Below are 262 nucleotides of genomic sequence, written 5' to 3'. Positions count from 1 at the left end.
GTCCAGCGCGCCGTTGAAGATGGTGTCGCCGTTCGCATCCGTCTTGCCCAAGCCGATATGGTCCCAGTGCGCGCTGTACACCACCGTTTCATCCGGGTGCTTGCTGCCTTCCAGGCGCGCGGCCACAGTGTGCGAGGTGATCACCTCGGTCTTCACCGCGTACTTGGCCGACAGGGTTTCGCCCTTCAGCTCCACCGGATTGAAATCGCGGCGCTGGGCCTGCTTCTTCAGCGCCTCGAAGTCCTGTCCGGCACGCTTGAAC

At 63.4% G+C, this 262-nt stretch carries 1 protein-coding gene; it reads right to left on the bottom strand.

What is annotated here, in order from left to right; genetic code table 11:
• Window positions 1-262: M28 family peptidase (locus tag ACQG3P_RS20130; protein ID WP_426806033.1), on the bottom strand; the 262-nt coding region annotated here is incomplete at both ends.

Origin of the sequence: Stenotrophomonas sp. SrG (genome assembly GCF_050031795.1) — a bacterium.
Taxonomy (GTDB): domain Bacteria; phylum Pseudomonadota; class Gammaproteobacteria; order Xanthomonadales; family Xanthomonadaceae; genus Stenotrophomonas; species Stenotrophomonas rhizophila_A.
This window is presented reverse-complemented; position numbering and strand designations above follow the sequence as displayed.